The following is a 20,363-nucleotide window of genomic DNA, read 5'->3' as shown; positions in this document are numbered from 1 at the left end:
TATATGTGCAATATTTTTAAATTTTATACTTATGTAAAACTTAAATCAATGATCCATCCATGGCACCAAAGCCACATTTCCATGGGAAAGCTTATCTACTTTAGCTATCCAATCGATTTCACTGTGTGCTTTAGACATCAAAAAAGGATTATTGGTATTCGTTAAAGATAAACAAGAATTCACGATCCACCATTTATTAAAGATATTGGCCCGTTTCAAATCTTTTTGTAAGCGCTCGGCTTCTAAAACGGGAGTAGCTTCTGGTAGGGTTACAATGACAACTTCAGTTACATTGGAGTCTCTTAATCTGGGTAATAAATTTTTCACTGAGTTCGGAATGTCCCCTCGGCTTCTTTCCACTTCTTTATGATAACTTTCAGAAGCATCTAAAAGCAAAAGAGTATGTCCGGTAGGTGCCGTATCAATCACCACAATTTCATCATCTGCCTTTTCCACAATTTGTGCAAAAGCTTTAAAAACCGCAATCTCCTGAGTGCAAGGGGATCTTAAATCTTCTTCAATATAGGCAATATCTTCATCACTTAAAGTTTCCCTTGCTTTATCTAAAACTTCTTTCTTATATTCATTTAAAGCTTTTTTTTCATCAATATGGCTCAAAGTAAGGAAAGAACTATTTATCAAATCCGAATTTAGATGATTGGCAGGATCTGTGGTAGTTAAATGGACTTTTAACCCTTTTTTAGCCAATCCTTGTGCTATTTGTGTAGCTAAAGTAGTTTTTCCTACCCCGCCTTTTCCCATGGTAAAAATGACCCGTTTATGGGTTAAGTATAAATCATTAATTAAATCCTCTAATTTATTTTTAGAAAATGAAATATTTTCAAAAGCTTCTAATTTAGTGCTAATTTCTTCGTGTAACATTTTTCTAATACTATTAATATTAGATAAGTGATACGAGCGTAATGAAACTTTGTAAGATTCAATATTTTTTAAATTATTCGGTAAGTTTTCTAATGCCAATTGTTGTCTATGAAACATGAATTGGGAAATTTCATCAGTGATATTAGCTTTATCCAACAAACCATTAACAACTAAAACTTGATTTTTTAAACCTAGTAATTTAAGTTCCTGAGAGGAACGAGAGGCTTCTTTTAAGGGAGATTCCTCTGGACGAGTCACTAAAATTAATTGGGTTAAACGAATATCCGAAAGAATTTCTACGGCTTGTTTGTATATATTCTTTTTCTCTTGTAAACCCGACAATTGACCTAAACAAGAAGCTCCATGGGTGCTATCATTTATAAATGTATTCCAGGCTGAAGGAAGTTGTAACATCCGTAAGGTATGTCCGGTGGGGGCTGTATCAAAAATAATATGATCGAATTCATCCTGTTTTGCATCGTCCGTAAGAAATGTACAAAATTCATTAAATGCCGCAATTTCTACTGTGCATGAACCAGAGAGCTGTTCTTCCATGTTTTGAATAACTGTTGCTGGAAGTTTTCCTCGGTAGGCTGCAACTACAGATTCTTTATATTCGGCAGCGGCTAACTCCGGATCTAAATTAGCAACGGTTAAACCCGGAACTTCTTCTATATTTTTTCCGTGAATATTTAATTCCTGATTAAAGACATCCTGCAAGTTGGAAGCTGGATCCGTACTAATTAGTAACACTTTTTTACCCTGATCGGCTAACCCCACAGCCGTAGCACAAGCTAGGGAGGTTTTACCAACTCCACCTTTACCTGTAAAAAAAAGGTAAGTAGTAAAGTTTATTTTTGTTAAATCATAATTTTGCATTTCAAGCATATAAAAAGTTATATAGTTAATCCTGTCCAATTTTCCAGTTGGGCATCCGTTGGATATTTTTTGGTTAAAACAATATCCCCATCTACCACTGTGATTGGTAGTATATCTACTCCGAACTTAGTTAGTTGCTCATTCACCAACGGATGATCTATATAGGCTTGGGGGTCGGTATTTAAATTATGACGTAAGATAGTTGCTCCTTGTTTTTTTAGTTTATCTAAAGAGCTCGCAATACGCATTAAATCAGTATCTACACTTGGGCCACATACTCCGGTAGAACAACATAAGGAAGGATCAAAAATTTCAATGGTTTTCATTTTTCTATGATTTTATTTATAATTATTCAATTGTTTGTATATCGTAAAAATACGAACATTAGATCTAAATTTTTTTAACAGCTTTCATTCTGTTTACCTATTTCGGTAAACAGTTGATCAAATAAAGTTTTTAATCGTTCTATATTTTTTCTATCTACACAATAGCGAATGGAGGGAGGATTAATTTCTCCCTGAATAAGTCCGGCTTCTTTTAATTCTTTTAAATGTTGGGAGAGGGTGCTTTTTGCTATGGGCAATACTTCGGATAAATCTCCATGGTAGCAACAGCTTTGGCTGGCTAGTAATTGCAATATAGCAATACGTACCGGATGCCCCATTGCCTTGGCAAATCTAGCCAGTTGTTCCTGCTCTTGTGTATATTTTTTTTCTGTACTCATACTTATTAGTATTTCGCAAATATACGAACACTGGATTATATTGCAAAATTTTTTGAAGGGAATTTTACATATGTATTTTTATTGAAGTAATGAGATTTAAAAGAGCGGAATGAAATCTATGAATAAATTTATCTAGATTTTCCATACAACAAAATATCTGAAATAAATACCAAAGTTCAAATTTTAAATCATTATCCATATCTAACATTTCTGCTTTACCACATAATTCTAATAAAGATACGAGGTAATTTATTTCGTTAGAAATAGGTTTGTTAAATATATCTTTTAGTTTTTTATAAGTGGAAAATTATTATCTATATTCAGGATAATTCACCAATATAAAAAACAAGATAAGATAAAAATATTTACTATAAATATTTCAGAAACTTATAATTAATTAGTTTAACCGAATAACGATTAACTATTTTCTCTTTTAATAAAAAAGTCGTAGATGTTTAAATAAATTCTTAGCTGTAATGCTAATCTGAGACAATTAACCCATTTTGTCTAAAATATCCTTCATTAGTTTAGTTTTCTCTTTCTCGCTTTCTAATAGTCGTTCAAAGAGTTCCATAACTTTATCAAAGGGATTAAACGTACATTTAAAATTTACTTGTGCACTATCACTAAAAGTATTTGCAACAGCGCTATCATGAAATGTATTAGCAATAATATTTATAGCTTTTTCTTCATCAAAACTTTGAAAAGCTTCCACCGGAATTTTTAAAACTCCGGAAATTTGTTGGAGTAGGGTAGGTTCAATTTCTTCTTTTTGTTCCAAAAGTGAAATCTTTTTTTGGTTCCAATCTTCCCCCAATTCAAAAGCTAAAGCTTCTTGTTTGATCCCTAACATTTCTCTAAAACGCTTTATATTTCTTCCTTGGTGTACATTTTTGGGCTGTGTTGCTTCTACATTCATGGAACAAAAATAATTTTTTTAATGGTTGCTAAATTACTAAATTTTAGGATAAATGATTCGGTAAAATATCCATACAAAGATTTTTATATGCTTAAAATATGGAATTGTTTTGTAACAAACATGATAAATGAAAAGCAAAGAAAAAAATTTAAGAAATATAAAGGTTAAAAAAGTTTATGATATAGGTTTCGAACGAATGCGCCATAGCTGTGTTTATTATCCAGAAATAAGGTTGGCGGGTAAATGGTTGCAAGATTTTGGGTTTAAAGCCGGGGATATTCTTACCTTAGAGTGCAACAAAAACCAAATTGTTATAAAAAAAGTATAGTTTGGGTGAGATATATTCCTCACTAAAATTATTTTAATAAATATAGATTATAATTGTAATCCCATATATAAAATAAGTTCATTTTTATTTAATTCTTAATTATTTAAGTTACTTCCATCTGCAATGCTATTATTATTTTAATTACGTATTGCAGGTTATCTAATTTTGCTGAAAGCTATTTACCTACGGTAAATAGCTTTTTGTTCTTAAATAATACAGAATTTATTTTTAAAGGAGATTCTTATCTAAATTCAATTATCTGTTCCTGATCTTTTCTAGATTTAGGAGTAATATTGGGTTGGTTTTTATCTTCCGGATCTCTGTAACCTATGGCTACGGCAAACATGGTTGTATAGTCTTTAATTTTCAATAATTCATCGTATTCTTCTTTTACAATCCCTTCCATAGGGGTACTGTCTATACCCATAGCAGCACAAGCGCTAAGAAAATACCCCAACGATATATATACTTGGTTGTGTAGCCATTCTTTAATGGTGGTTTCAGGTTTTGTTTTGATCATTTGATTGTAATAATTGATACTCCCTTCGTCTAAATAATCTTTCATTGATTCTTCAAACACGGAAAGATTATCTATACAACTAAATATTACTAAATGGCTAGCTTGGTTTACTCTACTTTCATTGATAAATGAAGATTTAGCAAATTTCTTTTTAAGTTCTTCATTAGATACAATGGTAAATTTCCAGGGTTGAGAGTTGATAGAGGAGGGTCCTAATTGTAAAATTTCTTTTAACTTTTCAATATCTTCGTCAGATACTTTTTTTGTGGTATCGTATTGTTTGGTTGTGTATCTATTTCTTGCTAATTCTAAAAAATTCATATTTAAAGTTTTTGTTATACTATATTTTTTATAGTAGCAAAATTAAGTATAGTTTATTATTTTTGCAAGAACTATTAAAATGGATAGTACCATGTATTATATAGAGAATAAAAAATATCCTTGCAGTACAAGCCTAACCATGAGCTATATTGGTGGAAAATGGAAATCTGTGATATTAATTCATTTAAAGGAAAAAAAAAGATATAACGAGTTGAGGAAAAATATCCCCGTGATTACGGAAAGAACCCTAAGCCTGCAATTGAAAGAATTGGAAGCGGATGGTTTAGTGCTACGCACGGTGCATACCCAAAAACCTCCTTTAAAGGTAGATTATGAATTGACCGATTTTGGTAAAACATTAATACCTTTGCTAGAGGCCATATCTGAATGGGGGAAAATGGCTGCAAAGTATAATCAGAAAATTTAAGAAAATTAATTACTTACTAAACTTTATTTATAAAAAAAAACTATGCTTTCCGTTCATCAAGCATAGTTATATAGTATATTATGGGACAAAAATTTAAGTGTAATAGAAAAGTAATGTATACTTTTTAAGATTTTTTACTAAAAATCTTAGAATTATAGAAATTCTACTTTCCCCTCCTTCATATCGTAGATACCTCCAATAATTTTTATTTCTCCTTTTTCTTCCATATCTCTTAGTATTGGGCTTCTTTCCCTAATTTCTTTTATGGATAGTTCTACATTATATTTACAAACAGCATCTACAAATTCAGGATTTTTTGCTGATTGTTCTCCTTTAAAAGTTTCTTTAGCTTCCAGCACCGCAGGTTTTATTTTGTCCAGCAAATGGGTGATATGTCCAAGTTCAACCCCTTTAATACTAGATTTTATAGCCCCGCAATGTTCATGCCCCAAAACCAAGACTACTTTAGACCCGGATACTTTACAGGCATATTCTAGACTACCTAAAATATCATCATTAACAATATTTCCAGCTACCCTTGTTACAAATATATCTCCAATGCCTTTGTGAAAAACATCTTCTACGGGTACTCTGGAATCTAAACAAGACAAAACTACAGCTTCCGGATATTGTCCTAACGAAGCCTCACGAACTCTTTCTGAATTGTTGCGGATGGTTAGTTTATCATCAACAAAATCTTTATTACCTTCTTTTAAATCTTGAATTACTTGATCGGGAGTTAATTTTTCTTGATCTTCTTTGGTTATGATTTTGTTACTAATAATTTCATCATTGGTAACAATGGTTAAAGGATCTTCTAGATTATTTTTGCATGAAAACAGCAAAAAAGTTACACCTAGAGAAATAATTAATCGTCTCATGTAAAGTTTTTTAGTGTTAATTTGCTTTAAGAAAGCTCTTAACCCATAGAAAAAATCGTACCAAATTTTTAAAATATATAAAATGTTTATTTTTTTATTTAATATTTATGATTGATTACAATTAAACTATTAATATATAATTGATTAAATATAAAAATAAATAAGCATAATTTTTATGATCGATGGTTTAAAATTAAATATTTAGTACTCATTTTTATAATTATAAAGTATATAGTTATTATAAATTATATTAATCATTATAATATTAAGAATTTAAATTTTATAAAATTTAATTTTTTTTTATAAAGATTTTTATTGAAACTTTACATCAATTTTAGTTTAAATTAATTAATATATTTATTAATTTCAAATTTGAATAATTCTGGTTGTTTTTTAAGATATTGATTGAATTTATCTTTATCTTTAATCTTTAAATTTCCATAGATATCAAAATCTAAATAAAATAGTTTATCGTCATTTTTTAGTTTATTAATTATACTTATATTAATACCAAAACGAACTAAGCTAATTACTTTTTCATCAGTTGTTCCATATATATAATTGAAATAGTATTTTTCAGGTATAATTTTAAAATCACGAAGAAATACAATTAAGGAAATCAGTTTATAGTTTACAAAATCTTCTTCAATCTTTAATTTTACGATTGCAAGATTTACTAATTCTTCTTTAGGTTTTTTTCTTAAATCTATATATACATTATAGTTAAAATGATTATTATTATACTTTTCAGTTAGTCGAGGAATTTCTCCATAACTTGAACCTATATACAAATAAGGATCATCAGTTATAGATTTTCTCTCTAAATATTTAACAGTTGAGTTAATTCTTTCATTTAGATGCTGTTTTTGAGTCACAAGTAAAAAATAATTATAAAATTTTCTTGCAGATTTGTTTTTTAATCTTTCTAATTCAAAATCACAAATATAATCCTCAGTATTGTAAAAAAATATTTTATATAGAATATCTAATAAAATATCATCTTCTTTAAAAGAATAATTCTTTATATTGATTTCAATTTGATTAATTAAAGAATCTAAATCTGAAAAAAATTTATATAAAGAGTTTTCTATAAAATATTTTTTAATTTTATCTAATGCTGTATTAGGAACTGCTAACATAAAATCTGTATAATCATTTATTTTAGAATCTTCGATTTTATGTTTTTCTTTAATTTCTATTAATGTATCCTTTTTTCCATTGAATTTTATATCTTCAATATTATAATTTTCTAATAATGGATTAAAAATTAAATCTTTAAAAGAATATTCTCTTAAATTTTTTATAGAAGTTCGTATATCGTTATTTCCTTGATAATATGAATGATTTAAAAAGTGAATTTTTGATATTAAACTTTCTAAATCCTTTTTTTCTGAACTGAAAACATAATTTAGTCTATTAGCCCTACCAACTAAATTTACTAAATCTTTAATTTTTAATTTTTCATTTTTATTTCCTGAACCGTTTGATGTAATAAAAATAGTTTCAATTGGAAGATTAATTCCTTCTAAAATTACCGTATTAGCAACTACATAGTTAATAGAAGGATATTTTTTATAACAATATTCTAAGTATTCTTTAATAATGTTAGGAATTTTCGCGTGTATATAAATAACTCCTTTCTGTATACAATTAATCATGTAAAAGGATTTATGAACTTCTTTTGAAAGTGTATTAATAATTCTTTGAATATTGCAATCCTCTTTAATTTTTTTAATATTATTTATTAATTCTAGTGCAAATTCTTCAACTTTTTTAGGTCGAGAATTAAAAATGAAATTTTTGGATAACGAGTATTTATTAATGTATTCAAAATATTCAATATTAGTATCTATATTATATTCTTTATTTAAATATTTATCAAAAAAAAATGATTTATTATTATCAAACAAAAAAACTTCGAATGATTTTAAATCAAGTTCAATTTTTTGAGAAAAAACATTTCCAATATTTGATTTTTTAGTTTTTAAACTTGAAACATCTTCTATTAAAGGGGAAAGATATACTATCTTCTGGTTATTATTTCTCTTATAATTTAATTGCATAACTCTTGATAATAGAAAGCTTCTAGAATTTCTATCTAATAACTTATGAGCTTCGTCAATGAAAAGAATTTCAAAAAATAATTCAGGATTCTTAACAAGAAGTCTTATTGCTCTTTCTTGAGTTAATACACCTATAAAATTTTGCTCTTGATTAAACATTTCTTCATGCAGAATTAATTTATAGCCTTTAATTGAACTACTAATGTCCTTGTATGTTTGGGCTAAAAGGGATTTTGTAGGTACAATTATTACAATTCTTTGGAAATTTTTTTTTATAATAAATTGTTTAATAATTGAGCTTTTTCCATATGAAGTTGGCGCTATAAAAGCAAGTTGATTTGATGTGCTTTCAATCAATTTTTCTCTAGATTGTTTTTGCTCAAAAGTTTCAATATATTTTTCTGGTGATCGAAAGTTTTTCTTATATGAAGTATAAGAAAAAACATCTAAAATTCTGTTTGATGTATCAATTTCATATAATTGGGTATCTTTTTTTTTTATGACATAATCTACCAAAGGATATAATCCAAGTTGTAAACTTATTTCATAAAGAGGTTTATAATCCTTATATATATTTCCATATTTAAGTAATATGTAATAACCTAATCTAAAATAAGCTTTAGAACGATTATCTCTGTTATAAAAATCAAATAATAGTAAGGAGCTTGCTAAAATAAACTCTTTTTCATCAGAAGTTAAAATTTCTTCGAGACATAATTTTTTAAAGATATTTCTAAAATTTAAATCATTATACAAATTCGATATAGCATTTAGGTCTTTACTCATAAATAAAATTTATAAAACATTTAATATCTTTTTTATTAATACATAGTACAGACATATTTTTTGCTTTATATCTATTTAATAAAGATTTAAGACTTTTTTCTAATTCAACATTATTTATTTCACAGTAGTCTTTGTCCAAATAAATTGTAGAACAAGGAATCACATTAAAATCATCGATTTTCATTATATCTTGTTTTTCATAACTAATGCTTAAACGATTTATATGTTTAAAGATAGAATCATCTTTTTTTTGAGTATACAAAAAATGACTTTTAGCATTCTCCCAAGGATTATTTTTATTTTCATCCGATGTGTTCTTTTCAAGTTTATCTTTTAAATCTCTATACGCTTCAGCAACTTTATTTTTATGGGTTACAAATGTTTTTCTATTAGGACTTGCAGATTTACTTTCAATTAGCCATACAATTCCATCTTTCTCGTATAAACCATCAAAACCTTTTTTGGGAGCTTTAATTTCTTCTAGATTTTTTAAAACAGAATATTGTTGAAAACCTATATAGCGTAAATATAAATGACAAATAAATTCTGCAACGAATCCATAATTTTGATTTTCAGTTTTTTCCTTAAAAAAACGTTTGATTTGATTTTTAACGAGGGATAATTCGTATTCTGATAAATCTCCATCCCAAACTTTCACTATCTCTGATTTTATAAGATTTATAAGATCAGAAGAATATGTTTCAATATTTATGAAATGTAGGGAAAAATTTTCCGAAATTTTAAATTTAGAATCTTTAAACACTCTAATCATTTTTAAGAATATATTCATATTCTATGATAACTATAATCCAACTTTAAATTATATAATTAAAACTGAATGGATTTATAATTAATGGTATAAACAATATCGCTGTATAATTAGAATTGAATAAAAACAAAAATTATTATTTAATAAATTCATAAAGCAACTATTTTTTATTTTATGCTAAGATAAAAAAATATTTATACAAATATATAGAAGTGAAATTTATCATCAAATTAAACATGAATCATTCAGCATGGTAAATATAATTATGATAAATAAAGAAATATAAATATTATTTTTATGAGTGGTGTTATTTATCATTAGATTATTTAACCTAAAAAAAATGAGATAAGGGAGAAGATATTATATTGAAACTAACTTTTAATAGATGTTTATATTATATAATAATTATTGCTTATATTCATTCTATTCTAAATATCCTTCAAATACTTTGTTTTATCTTTTTAACTTTCAAGTAAAAGTTATTACTTCCTCTCAATCAACTTCTCTAACTTTTCGATCATTTCCTTTTGTTGTTGGAGCATACGTTCATAAAGCTCCACCATTTTATCCACAGGATTAAAGCTTGGTTGATAATTTAAAACCGCCGGATTTGTCATAGTAGCATTGTCATTATTGTTTATTGTATTAGAAATAACATTTATAGCAAGCTCATCATCAAAATTTTTAATAGCTTCCGAAGGAACTTTTAAAATTTCAGCAATTTTTTCCAACACTTTATCTTCCACCTGTTCTTTTTGTTCCAGTAATGAAATTTTCTTCTGGTTCCAGTCTTCACCCAGTTCCCAAGCCAATGCTTCCTGTTTTATTCCTAACATTTCTCGGAAACGTTTTATATTACGGCCTTGGTGAATATTCTTTGGGGTAGGGTTTTCAATAGTCATAGTTACAAATCTATAAATTTATCTTTGGGCTAAGATACAAAAATGATCTAAAATACAAGTCTATCACTTGTCTGAAGTGGGCATATAATAATTAAAACAAGGAATTTTTGTACTAAATATTAAATTTTAAAATATTATGTTAAATAGAAAGGATGAAAAAGAAGATATGAGAGTAAAAAGGGTTGATTCTTTAATCTTATATAATTAATACTAGGATCTAATTTTTATATACTTTAAATACCTAAATATCTTTAGAATTTAATAAAGAAGTATAAAATATTTATGCGCAAATAAAACGGTCCTAGATGAAATTTTTTACATATATAAAGGATGATACCTATAAATAAAATTTTGCAAGTATTCACTAATAAAATCTGAATAACTTTTCAGATTTAACGTATAGTTATTTAGTGCAAAAAAATTTATTACATAAATTTTTTCTAAAGGTTGTTAATTTTTAAAGTATATGCACTTGAAATGTGAAATTTGACAATCATTGATTGATTGGAATCATTTTAAAACTTGCTGAAAATCACTAAAAATCTAAAATCTAAAAATTTGCCTATAATTTATATTATGTTAAATAGGGTTTTTCAATTCCTATTCTATTTATTGCCATCTTAATTTTCACTAACTTTGGGTTTCTATTAAATTTTAAAATGAGTATTGATACAAAACATATACAAACCCAATTTCCTATCTTAGGTGAAAAAGTAAACAATCATACAATTGTATATTTAGACAATGCTGCAACCACGCAGAAGCCTAATATAGTTTTGGATGCAGAAATTAACTATTACCGAACCATCAATTCCAATGTACACAGAGGGATCCATACCTTAAGCCAATTGGCTACTATGGAAATGGAAGAATCCAGAAAGGTGGTACAATCATTTATAAATGCTAAGAAAGACTATGAAATTATATTTACCAAAGGGACGACCGAAGGTATAAACTTAGTAGCTTCTGGTTTAGAAAGATTGTTAAAGGCTGGTGATGAAATTATAATTTCTCAGTTAGAACATCATTCCAATATTGTTCCTTGGCAACTGTTAGCCAATCGAAAAGATTTGATATTAAAAATTATCCCAGTAGATGAGCATGGAGATTTAATTCTGGAGGATTATAAAAATCTTTTGACGGAAAAAACAAAATTGGTAGCGGTAAACCATGTATCCAATGCTTTAGGTGTTGTAAATCCTATAGAATCCATTATACAACTCGCGCATCAAGCCGGTGCCTATGTGTTGATTGATGGGGCACAATCCATTCCACACTTAAAGGTGGATGTGCAAGAACTAGACGCGGATTTCTATGTTTTCTCGGCTCATAAAATGTATGGACCTACAGGTGTGGGTATTCTTTACGGAAAGGAACATCTTTTGGAGGTTATGGATCCCTACCAAGGCGGTGGTGAAATGATTAAAGAAGTTACTTTTGAAAAAACCACTTTTGCCGAATTGCCATTTAAATTTGAAGCAGGCACTCCTAATATTGCAGGAAATATTGTTTTGAGAAAATCCATTGAATTTATACAAAGTTTAGGTTTAAAAAATATTCAACATCATGAAGATGAATTACTAAAGTATGCAACCCAAAAACTAGAAGAAATTGAAAACTTAACGATATATTCTAAAAATGCTAAACAGAGGGCTGGATTGATCTCTTTTAATCTGGATATAGCCAATACAAATTCTTCTGACGTTGGATTTATTTTAGACAAACATGGAATAGCGGTACGTACGGGACACCATTGCGCCCAACCTATAATGAAAAGATTTGAAATACCGGGAACCATTCGTGCTTCTTTTGCTGTTTATAATACGCTGGAGGATATAGATTTACTTGTAAACGGTATTCAAGAAGCAAAAAAAATGTTATTATAAAATTTACCTTACTTATTTAAAATCCAAGTGCTTATCAAAGATAAGCACTTGGATTTTAAAGGACTTATTACTTAGATTCATTTTTTTTAGATTTATAATTTTCAATTGATTTATTGAAAATGCTTAGAATTACATAATAATTCTGATGATCGTAGAAATATCTTAAGTTGTAATTTAAATACGTAAATAATAAAAATTCATTGATTTGATCTTTATTTAACCCTTGATCGATAAAATATTGATCTCCTAAATAGTCTCTAATATCTTGCAAAACATTCATGCGATCTTCATAAATGTATAATTTTTCTTTCTTTTTAGTTTCTCCAGACAAGGCTCCTAGCATATTGTCTATACTAAATTTCATAGGTGCTAAACGTGCCAACTGCGAATCTAAATCTGTAGAACCGTCCATTTTTTGCGTAGGCATTAATTCTCCTAGTTTATTCATCAGTTCGTTGGTTTTATTCTTCATAGGAATTCGTTTAACATCCAATTCTAAACTTCCATAAGATTTAAGTACTACCACTGTAACACTTTCTAAAACCGTTCCGGTAGAAATATCCAATTGAATTCTCATTTTTTTTTCTTCATACATTGTTGGTGTAACAGTTACGATTCGTTCTTCTGTATGATAAGAAGTAAATTGTATTTTATCTTCTGCTTGTGCAGGTATAACAAAATTTCCTGTTAAATCGGTTATAGTGGTATAGCCGGTATTTATATTTTTTACGTAAATATCAGCAACTGATTCCTCCGAAGAAGTATCAAAAAAATATACTTTGCCTTTCAATAATCTTTCTTGGGAATAAGTGAAACAAGAATATATAAGTATGAAACTTATGGATAGGTATTTTTTATATATATTCATTAATTTTTTAGGTATTATACAATATAAACGTTAAGAAATTCTTATTTATTTCCATTTTTAACTCATAAAATTTATTTTTTATTTACTCCTGTTAAAAATGTTTTCCAATTTTTATTGCATATTTTATCTAAAGGTACAAATTTGAATAGTAAATTGCTTAGGGAAAAAGTTATTAGTACAGTTAAAGGCTTAGTTATTAGATTTATAAAATTAATGGTAGATTCTGGAATTATTAAAGCAATTCCATAGGCGATGATTCCAACTATTAATATATATAAGTATTGAATAGTAAAGGGATGAATTTTAAATTTAGCATAGTTAAACCACAGTTTAACAATATTATATATAGTTAATGAAATAGCTGTAGCAATAGCTACTCCTTCAATACCAAGATTTAGATGTTTTATAAAAATCCAATTCGTGCATATGGTTAACCCTGCTAAAAAAAGCATTGTATAGATATTAAATCTATAGTATTTTGAGTAGGTAATTATATGGCTGTTAAAACCTGTAGCTAAATCAAACAAGGTTGATACTCCTAGTATGTAAATGATCGCTTTAGCATCTAAGAGATCTTTACCATTTTTCATTAATAAAAAAAGGTATTCCATCCCAGAGAGAATACATGTTAATAATACAGTTCCAAATAAAAATAAATATTTAGAAATATTTTTATAGAAGATTCCTAGTTCCTCGAATTTATGGTTTTCTATTTTTTCAACAATTATAGGTCCTGAAATTGCAAATATTCCGGCCAAAGGTATGGTTAGAAATCCTATAATAGACATTAAGATGGAGTAAATTCCATTCTGTTTATAATCTATAAGTTCCGAAATCATAAGATTATCTATGCGCAATGCTAGTTGGTTTCCTAAACTACCGAGTACTGAGAAAAAACAAAAATAAAAAACTTCAGTTCTAAAGGGTTTGTCTTTAAGAATATCTAAGCGATTACTTCTCTTATCCTTGTTTAGCTTAAAAAAATATAGCACCATTCCCAGCATAGCTATAGCAAAGAAAAAAACAAATATGGATAAGGACGCAGAGGATGAAAATCCAATATACACACAAAATACAAAACCTACTAGAGAACCTAGTTTGGGGAAAAAATTTTCGAATATTCCTGTAATGGCAACTCTTTTAAAATTGGAAACATATTTTGAAAATAGTTGAGTAATTGCTAAAAATAAGGCTGCGGGTAAAATGTATTGTTTCATTTTCCAAAAATCGGAACTGCTTATACCTGAATAATAAGTAGCTAAAAGCCAAAAGATGAGTGAAAGTATTATAAAACTTAGGAATATAAACTTTATAGAAAATAGTAAAAAATCTATTTGTTGATTTTTAGCCTTAAATTTTTGATGATATTTTATATTGGCATAACTAAGACCAAATACCATAAATGGAAAAATAATTTCTGCCGATGGTTGTATGAAACGTATTTTTCCTAAAAACTCTGTATCTGCCGGATAAATTACTATGGTAGAGAAAGTTCCCAATAAAAAACTTAAATAACTAACAATACTGTATTTTATTCCCTGCCGGGCAACAATTCCCATTCCTTAGATCAATTTAATTTTTTGGTAAGAAAATAAAATTATTTAAATATTGTTTTTTATTTTGAATATCTGAATTCTTTTGATTCGTATCTACCATTGAGGTGAAATTCTTTAATTGAAAAGAATTCTTGTCCCAAAAATAGGGATCGTAACCCAATTTTAAAATAGGCTGTATTACCTTCCATACAGATTCCTGATTATGATGCCTCTCTTCTACTTCAACGATTAAAATCGGTTTAAATTTTTGTATAGCATTTATGCCTCCAGCAATTACATCCATCTCCGCTCCTTCAACGTCAATCTTCAAAAAATCTATTTTTTTAATATGGTTATTATTTACGTAATTATCTAAGGTATCCGCAGGTACCCCTAATAATTTAAAAGAGGTTTCATTATCCTCAACATATTCAGTTTTCAGAGTACCTCTCGTGGATATTTCTTCATTATTTATACTGGGAACTTTAAAGGTTAATGTTCCCTGAGTATTACACAGTGCCAAATGTTCTAAATGTACAGAAGGAAATAAATGTTTAGTTCTTTTAAATAAATAAGGATTGGGTTCAAAGCCATAAATATGATTAGAACCAATAATTTTTTCTACATAATAAAGGTATGATCCTACATTCGAACCAACATCAAAAAAAACATTGTTCGGTTTCAAATATTCTGATAAATAAAGAAATTCATATTCTACATTTCTTTCTTCGATATTTATTTTTGTTAAATGATTTAACTTTTTAAAAAATCTTTTTTTATATAAGTAAGGCAAGTATTTATAGGTGAATTCTATTAATTTTTCTCTAAATTTCGTCATACATTTATTAATTTATCAAAGACATTGATCATATGCTTACTTGCATTTGATTGGGAGAATAATTTGGCATTCTTTAATAATCCTTTGGTGTCTTCAATATATTTCTCAAAGGTAATATTTTCTAAAATATTAATTAAGTCTTGTTGATTTTTATAATAAAGATTATCCCAATTTTTCATTTTATAAAATTCTGGGAAAATTCCTATTTTTCCATAATAGATGCAATCGGTTTCATTTCCTGAAATCTTAGTTTTTCCATAAATTTCTTTTTGTAAATAAAAGGAGGTTTCTTTATGCAAAGGACATAGTAGATAATGGGATGAAAACATTTCAGCATCAAATTCCTTTTGTGAAATCCATTGAGAATAATATTTAATTTGAATTCTGTTCGAAAATTTAGATTTAGAAAAATTTTCTAATTTTTTTTGCATTTTAATATTTTCAGGCTTTCCTAAAAAAACAAAACATAAATTGGCTTTCGGAGCTAATTCTGGCAAGATTTTAAATATCAAATCGTAGTCTCTTCTTCTTTGGGAAATATTACCAGGAATAACAATCTTTATTTGTGATTGGTTTGGAGAGATTTCAACAGACTTATTATAAAATAAAGGAACGTAATACTTATTTTTATATTGATTGGAATTGTAATTAAGAATTTCTTCAGATAAAACCCCAAATCCCCCTGCCCTATTTATAATACTCCTATTTTTATAAATTTTTTCTTTATAAATTAATTTAAGATAATAATAATTCAATTGAACATTGAAATTTTTAAAGAGATATATAAATTTATAATTGGCAGACTTAAAATAAAAATTAGAATTGTGAACTAATAAAAGTGTCTTATAATTTTCAAATATAAGAGCATACTTTTCAAAATTTCTATGTAGTGTATTAATAATTACTAAATCATAGCTAAACAATTTATTATTTAAATCAATAAAATGTTCAATTACTGTTATTTTAGTAGAAGTTATATCCCTTAGCTGTTTATTAATATTTTTGGATACAAAAAAATGGTATTGGTAACTATTTTGATCTTGAAGTATCCTATCCCACAAATAGAGCAAATGAGAGTGAGTTTCAAATTCTAAAATAGCTACATTCTTCATAAACCTATCTTCTGTAAAGTCTCATACCATCGAAACTTTCTTATAAACTTTATTTCTTCAGGAGTAATTTCTCTTTTCGTTTTTTTTACACTCATTTTTACATAAGTTCTGTAGGAAATAAAAAAATTCTTTACAGATTTATCTATCCATGCAGCTTTAGCACTAGAAATAAATGCAAGACCGTAGTCTAATCCTATATTATAATAGTACTTTCCTAATTTTTCTGCTTTGGTATCCTTATAGACATGGGCGGTAGGTTTTAGCAATTTAACCCAAATATCTTTAATTACCCTTACTTCCCAACCTTTCATATGGGACAATAGAACATCTAGATTATCCCAACCCAAAGTTTCCCTTAATCCTCCTATATCTTCAAAACATTGTCTTCTATAGGTTTTTATTGCTCCTCGTATATGATTTTTATTTGCAACTCCTTCATGAGCCCAAACTCCATTTTGTTTTGTATATACCAAACCTCCAACCATTCCAACTCTGGAATTAGCTTTCAATGTATTAATCATTATTTTGTAATAGTCCGGAGGTAGAATAATATCTGCATCTAACTTAGCTATTGCATCATATTGTGAATAGTCAACAGTATTTAAGCCGGAATAAAAGGTTCGTACCACCTTAGCCCCAGGACTATGTTCTGATCGATGATTGAGGCTAAGGTATTGAAAATTAGGTTTATCTTTTATAAAATTTTGAATGATCTCTGGAGATTTATCTGTGGAAGCATCATTAACTATTACCCAAGTAATTTTGTCATAAGTTTGATTTTCAAATGACTCTAAACAAGATAGAAGAAACTCTGCTTCGTTATAAACAGGTATAATTACAAGTAATTTCAATTTGGTATATATATTTTCATAAGATTCATATCTAAAAATTTAGAATTAAATTGATTATAACTCAAATGAGCCTATCCAATTATTTTATAATTGAAAAAATTAAAGCAAAACAAAACTTATGATTAATCTGCTTTAATTTTTATCTAAACCATAATTACAAGCTCAGCAATTGTTTATTCAAAATTTCAATTTTTTGTAAAGCATCGGCTTGCTTCTTTCTTTCTATTTCAATAACCTTTTCTGGCGCTCCATTCATAAATTTTTCATTGGACAATTTTGCCATTACCCCCTTTAAAAACCCTTGGTAATAATTAATTTCTTCTTGTAGTTTTTTCTTTTCGTCTTCTATATTGATAGTTTCTGCAAAAGGTATTGAAAACTCTGTTTTATCAATTAAAAATTTATAAGCAGGTAAATCTGTATTTTTATTACAGTAAATAGTACTTAAATTGGCTAGTTTTTTTACACTTTCCAAATTATCTATACTTTCTTCTGAACCAATATATAATTCAAAAGCTTCCTTAGGAGAAATTCCTTTTCCAGATCTAAAATTTCGAACTGCGGTAACGATTTCTTTCGATTTTTCAAATTTAGCTATTAAATTATCATCGTAAGGAATATTTTCGGGATAAGTGGATATAATTAAACTTTCGTTGATATCTCTATTTTTCATATTTTGCCATATTTCTTCTGTAATAAATGGCATATAGGGATGCAACAATTTTAGTAAGTCTTCTAAAATGGAAAGTGTCTCATTGTAAGATTCTTTATCTATTTTTTCACCAAATGGAGGCTTTATTATTTCTAAATACCACGAACAATAATCATCCCAAACCAATTTATACAAGGACATTAATGCCTCAGAAATCTTATATTTTTTATAATCTAAATTGGTCTGATCAATTGTTTTAGAAATTTTATTTTTTAACCAAACAATAGCTTCTTTATTTTCAATTGGTAAAACTTTATCTGAAGCAATTTCCCAAGACTTCACTAATCGATAAGAATTCCAAATTTTATTGGCAAAATTACGACCTTGTAAACAAAGATCTTCATCAAACATAAGATCATTTCCCGCTGATGAACTTAGCAAGACTCCTACCCTTACGCCATCTGCACCGTATTGTTTAATCAAATCTATGGGGTCTGGAGAATTCCCCAATTGTTTAGACATTTTTCTTCTTTGTTTATCTCTTACTATTCCCGTAAAATAAACATTGGAAAATGGTTTTTCATTTCTAAAAGCATAACCTGCCATTACCATTCGGGCTACCCAAAAGAAAATGATATCGGGACCTGTTACTAAATCTTGGGTAGGATAATAATAATTGATTTCTTTGTTTTGGGGTTCATTAATCCCATTAAAAACAGATATTGGCCATAACCAAGAAGAAAACCAAGTGTCTAAAACATCATCTTCTTGAGTTAAGTTTTCAGCTTTAATATTAGGATTTTTTTGTTGGGCTAAGATCAAAGCTTCTTCCAATGTTTCCGCCACTACAAAATCGTCTTCATCGGTTCCGTAATAGAAAGCGGGTATACGATGTCCCCACCACAATTGTCGAGAAATATTCCAGTCGTGAACATGCTCTAACCAATTTTTATAAGTAGTTTTGAATTTTTCCGGATATAATTTTAACTCATCTTTTAATACTACATCTAAAGCAGATTTAGAAAAATCACCCATTTTCATAAACCATTGAATAGATAATCTAGGTTCTATTACTGCTCCCGTTCTCTCAGAAGTTCCAACCTTGTTTAAATGATCCTCTTCTTTTTCTAATAAGTTTTTTTCTTTTAACTCTTTAACAACTTCCTTTCTAACTATAAAACGGTCTTTGCCTTGGTAGTGAAGTCCTTTATCGTTTAAAGTAGCATTTTTTTCAAAAATATCTATAACTTCTAAATTATGTTTTAGACCCAATTGGTAATCATTCACATCATGGGCCGGAGTAACTTTTAAAGCACCCGTACCAAATTCTATATCTACATAAGCATCTTCAATCACTGGAACTTCTCTATTAACGATTGGTACAACTACCTTTTTCCCTTTTAGAAAAGTATATCTTTCATCGTTGGGATTAATACATAAGGCCGAATCGCCAAAAATTGTTTCCGGGCGAGTGGTTGCAACCGTTATAAATCTATCTTCACCGACAACTTTATATTTTAAATAAAATAATTTCCCGTTTTGTTCTTTATATATAACTTCTTCATCAGAAATATTGGTTTGTGCTTCAGGATCCCAATTAATCATTTTATTTCCTTTGTAGATATATCCTCTTCTATATAAATCTACAAAGCTTTTAATAACGGAAGTATTTAAGTCTTCATCCAGAGTGAATTTTGTTCTGTCCCAATCGCAAGAACATCCTAATTTCTTTAATTGTTCTAAAATAATACCCCCATGTTTATGGGTCCATTCCCAAGCATGTTCCAAAAATTTTTCTCTACCTATTTCATGTTTATTTATACCCTCTTCTTTAAGCTTGTCTACTACTTTAGCTTCAGTAGCAATAGAGGCATGATCGGTACCAGGAACCCAACATGCATTAAATCCTAACATTCGCGCACGTCTAATTAATACATCCTGAATGGTATTGTTTAACATATGACCCATATGTAATACTCCTGTAACGTTGGGTGGAGGTATTACAATGGTATAAGGTTTTTTATCGTTGGGTTCTGAATGAAAGAATTTATGATCCATCCAAAACTGATACCATTTAGATTCTATTTGATTGGGCGAATATTTGGATTCTATTTCTGACATGAAATTTTATTTATGATTTGTAATATGAATACAAATGTAATATTTTTAGAATCTTTTTTAAAGTCGAATTATTATAATGTGTATATATTTAAAAAAAAT

At 27.9% G+C, this 20,363-nt stretch carries 18 protein-coding genes; 3 read left to right on the top strand and 15 right to left on the bottom strand.

Going from position 1 to position 20,363, the window contains the following annotated elements; genetic code table 11:
* Positions 1–45: 45 nt before the first annotated feature.
* From arsA to ETU08_RS10190, 4 genes are all read right to left on the bottom strand, one after another.
* Entirely contained in the window at positions 46–1,770 is a 1,725-nt protein-coding gene (gene arsA / locus ETU08_RS10205) for an arsenical pump-driving ATPase (RefSeq protein ID WP_311388703.1), read from the bottom strand.
* 8 nt (positions 1,771–1,778) lie between these two features.
* On the bottom strand, positions 1,779–2,087 hold the full coding sequence (arsD, locus tag ETU08_RS10200; protein ID WP_146262921.1) for an arsenite efflux transporter metallochaperone ArsD: 309 nt from the start codon (positions 2,085–2,087) through the stop codon (positions 1,779–1,781).
* A gap of 74 nt (positions 2,088–2,161) precedes the next feature.
* Positions 2,162–2,485, bottom strand: coding sequence for an ArsR/SmtB family transcription factor (locus tag ETU08_RS10195; protein ID WP_146262920.1), 324 nt, complete (start codon positions 2,483–2,485; stop codon positions 2,162–2,164).
* A 493-nt stretch (positions 2,486–2,978) separates the two neighbouring features.
* Complete coding sequence (locus tag ETU08_RS10190) at positions 2,979–3,404, bottom strand: helix-turn-helix transcriptional regulator (RefSeq protein WP_146262919.1); 426 nt, start codon at positions 3,402–3,404, stop codon at positions 2,979–2,981.
* Positions 3,405–3,531: 127 nt separating this feature from the next.
* Here ETU08_RS10190 and ETU08_RS10185 point away from each other — a divergent pair, with 127 nt between their 5' ends.
* Positions 3,532–3,732, top strand: coding sequence for a SymE family type I addiction module toxin (locus tag ETU08_RS10185; RefSeq protein ID WP_221410380.1), 201 nt, complete (start codon positions 3,532–3,534; stop codon positions 3,730–3,732).
* 241 nt (positions 3,733–3,973) lie between these two features.
* On the opposite strand, the gene ETU08_RS10180 is transcribed toward ETU08_RS10185, so the two are convergent.
* A complete protein-coding gene (locus ETU08_RS10180) occupies positions 3,974–4,573 on the bottom strand; it encodes a nitroreductase family protein (RefSeq protein ID WP_146262918.1) in 600 nt (199 codons plus the stop codon).
* Positions 4,574–4,664: 91 nt separating this feature from the next.
* Here ETU08_RS10180 and ETU08_RS10175 point away from each other — a divergent pair, with 91 nt between their 5' ends.
* Positions 4,665–5,000 carry a winged helix-turn-helix transcriptional regulator gene (locus ETU08_RS10175; protein ID WP_146263128.1) on the top strand — a complete coding sequence of 112 codons (336 nt, stop codon included), beginning with the start codon at positions 4,665–4,667 and terminating at the stop codon, positions 4,998–5,000.
* 152 nt (positions 5,001–5,152) lie between these two features.
* Here the strand turns inward: ETU08_RS10175 and ETU08_RS10170 are convergent, their stop codons facing one another.
* From ETU08_RS10170 to ETU08_RS10155, 4 genes are all read right to left on the bottom strand, one after another.
* Positions 5,153–5,881 carry a carbonic anhydrase family protein gene (locus tag ETU08_RS10170; protein ID WP_146262917.1) on the bottom strand — a complete coding sequence of 243 codons (729 nt, stop codon included), beginning with the start codon at positions 5,879–5,881 and terminating at the stop codon, positions 5,153–5,155.
* A gap of 344 nt (positions 5,882–6,225) precedes the next feature.
* Positions 6,226–8,730 carry a DEAD/DEAH box helicase gene (locus ETU08_RS10165; protein WP_146262916.1) on the bottom strand — a complete coding sequence of 835 codons (2,505 nt, stop codon included), beginning with the start codon at positions 8,728–8,730 and terminating at the stop codon, positions 6,226–6,228.
* Positions 8,723–9,520, bottom strand: a complete 798-nt coding sequence (locus tag ETU08_RS10160; RefSeq protein WP_146262915.1) for a hypothetical protein — start codon at positions 9,518–9,520, stop codon at positions 8,723–8,725. The genes ETU08_RS10165 and ETU08_RS10160 overlap by 8 nt, the downstream gene beginning before the upstream one ends.
* A gap of 461 nt (positions 9,521–9,981) precedes the next feature.
* The gene (locus ETU08_RS10155) at positions 9,982–10,401 is read right to left on the bottom strand and encodes a helix-turn-helix transcriptional regulator (RefSeq protein ID WP_146262914.1); all 420 of its coding nucleotides are present in this window, start codon (positions 10,399–10,401) and stop codon (positions 9,982–9,984) included.
* A 659-nt stretch (positions 10,402–11,060) separates the two neighbouring features.
* Between ETU08_RS10155 and ETU08_RS10150 the strand changes: the two genes are divergently transcribed.
* Positions 11,061–12,287, top strand: coding sequence for an aminotransferase class V-fold PLP-dependent enzyme (locus ETU08_RS10150; RefSeq protein ID WP_146262913.1), 1,227 nt, complete (start codon positions 11,061–11,063; stop codon positions 12,285–12,287).
* A 67-nt stretch (positions 12,288–12,354) separates the two neighbouring features.
* Here the strand turns inward: ETU08_RS10150 and ETU08_RS10145 are convergent, their stop codons facing one another.
* The 6 genes from ETU08_RS10145 to ETU08_RS10120 form a co-directional block, all read right to left on the bottom strand.
* Positions 12,355–13,155 carry a peptidase associated/transthyretin-like domain-containing protein gene (locus ETU08_RS10145; RefSeq protein WP_146262912.1) on the bottom strand — a complete coding sequence of 267 codons (801 nt, stop codon included), beginning with the start codon at positions 13,153–13,155 and terminating at the stop codon, positions 12,355–12,357.
* 71 nt (positions 13,156–13,226) lie between these two features.
* Complete coding sequence (locus ETU08_RS10140) at positions 13,227–14,714, bottom strand: lipopolysaccharide biosynthesis protein (protein WP_146262911.1); 1,488 nt, start codon at positions 14,712–14,714, stop codon at positions 13,227–13,229.
* A gap of 13 nt (positions 14,715–14,727) precedes the next feature.
* Entirely contained in the window at positions 14,728–15,528 is an 801-nt protein-coding gene (locus ETU08_RS10135; RefSeq protein WP_146262910.1) for an FkbM family methyltransferase, read from the bottom strand.
* Positions 15,525–16,640, bottom strand: coding sequence for a glycosyltransferase family protein (locus ETU08_RS10130; RefSeq protein ID WP_146262909.1), 1,116 nt, complete (start codon positions 16,638–16,640; stop codon positions 15,525–15,527). The genes ETU08_RS10135 and ETU08_RS10130 overlap by 4 nt, the downstream gene beginning before the upstream one ends.
* Positions 16,637–17,491: a glycosyltransferase family 2 protein gene (locus ETU08_RS10125; RefSeq protein ID WP_146262908.1), complete on the bottom strand. Its 855-nt coding sequence runs from the start codon at positions 17,489–17,491 to the stop codon at positions 16,637–16,639. The genes ETU08_RS10130 and ETU08_RS10125 overlap by 4 nt, the downstream gene beginning before the upstream one ends.
* A gap of 154 nt (positions 17,492–17,645) precedes the next feature.
* Entirely contained in the window at positions 17,646–20,264 is a 2,619-nt protein-coding gene (locus ETU08_RS10120) for a valine--tRNA ligase (RefSeq protein WP_146262907.1), read from the bottom strand.
* Between the last annotated feature and the right edge of the window lie 99 nt (positions 20,265–20,363).

This window comes from Apibacter muscae, assembly GCF_007845635.1.
GTDB lineage: Bacteria > Bacteroidota > Bacteroidia > Flavobacteriales > Weeksellaceae > Apibacter > Apibacter muscae.
This window is presented reverse-complemented; position numbering and strand designations above follow the sequence as displayed.